1 protein-coding gene is annotated in these 1197 nt (G+C 53.0%); it reads left to right on the top strand.

Features of this window, described 5'->3' with window-relative positions; all coding sequences use genetic code 11:
* Positions 1-570 precede the first annotated feature (570 nt).
* Positions 571-1125 carry a recombinase family protein gene (locus H579_RS0118670; protein ID WP_028301915.1) on the top strand — a complete coding sequence of 185 codons (555 nt, stop codon included), beginning with the start codon at positions 571-573 and terminating at the stop codon, positions 1123-1125.
* Positions 1126-1197 lie beyond the last annotated feature (72 nt).

Below are 1197 nucleotides of genomic sequence, written 5' to 3'. Positions count from 1 at the left end.
CCCTACGCCCTTCGCTCCGTTAACGCGCTCCGCCACTCTGCACATGCCGGTCTTCGCCTTCACGTTCCGCAACCTGGCTCAATGCCCTACTTCCAGCTACACGTTTCGCCCATTCCGCACATGCTCCCTGCGCCGACATACTTCGCCCCCTACGCTCATGGCCTGCGGGTCTGTTTGGTGTGGTGGGGTTCCTGCAGGCCATCAGCTTCGGCTGGCTACGTAATTTCGTCTCCGGTTCGCATCAGCTACACGGGCTACACATTCCGCTTACAGCAAGGCATTTCGCCGTCTGCTCCACATTCCGGCTACGTCCGGCATCAGCGCCGCTGGCTGCACACTTTCACTGCGCTACGGGCTCCGGGTGGTTCCGCCACGCCCGAAGCCAGCAGGCCGGGGCGGGCCTGGTGTGTGCATGGCGGTGGGTTCCGTGGGTGTTCAATAGGTTGCATGTTCAAAACTCATGCTTACTTATGGGCATGTTCAAAATTATTTTATTGAAAGTTTTGTACAGTCATCTAGCCTATGTTCATAACTGAAAACTTTAGAACACCGGCACAGGAGAGCATGGCCATGTCATTGGTGGGATTTGCACGGGTATCAACGGCGGCGCAGGATCTGGATCTGCAGGTAAAAGCACTGGAAGCGGTCGGCTGCAGCAAGATCTTCCAGGGTAAACATTCCGGTAAGGCGGAATCCAATCAGGCGGCGCTGGAAAAGTTATTGGATTACGTGCGGGAAGGTGGCACCGTAATCGTGACTAAGTTGGATCGTCTGGGCCGGTCGCTGTCCCAGGTTCTGAAAACGTTGGATCACTTCCAGGCTAACGGGATCGGTTTTAAGTGTTTGGATCAGAACATCGATACGACAGAAAACAATGACCCGATGGCCAAAGCCATGATTCAGTTGCTGGGAATCTTTGCTGAGCTGGAACGCAATTTTATTGTCAGCCGTACCCAGGAAGGCCGGAAGGCGACAGGGCGCTTAGGAGGCCGACCGCCAAAGTTGAGCGATGATCAGAAAGGGTTGATCAAGCAGGCATTTGAAGCCGGTGAATCTAAAGCGGCGTTAAGTCGTCAGTATGGTGTGAGTCGGATAACGATAAAACGCATCGTGGAAGCTGTGTAGTTCTTTTTTGGAACCAAAATGGTTTTAATTTAGTGTCTAATAGGTGCTGAAACAGTGTTATTTTAGTATCGA

The sequence above is a fragment of the Oceanospirillum beijerinckii DSM 7166 genome (assembly GCF_000422425.1).
GTDB classification, from domain to species: Bacteria; Pseudomonadota; Gammaproteobacteria; order Pseudomonadales; family Halomonadaceae; genus Oceanospirillum; species Oceanospirillum beijerinckii.
The sequence above is the reverse complement of the archived record's forward strand: the minus strand, read 5'-3'. Positions and strand labels throughout refer to the sequence as shown.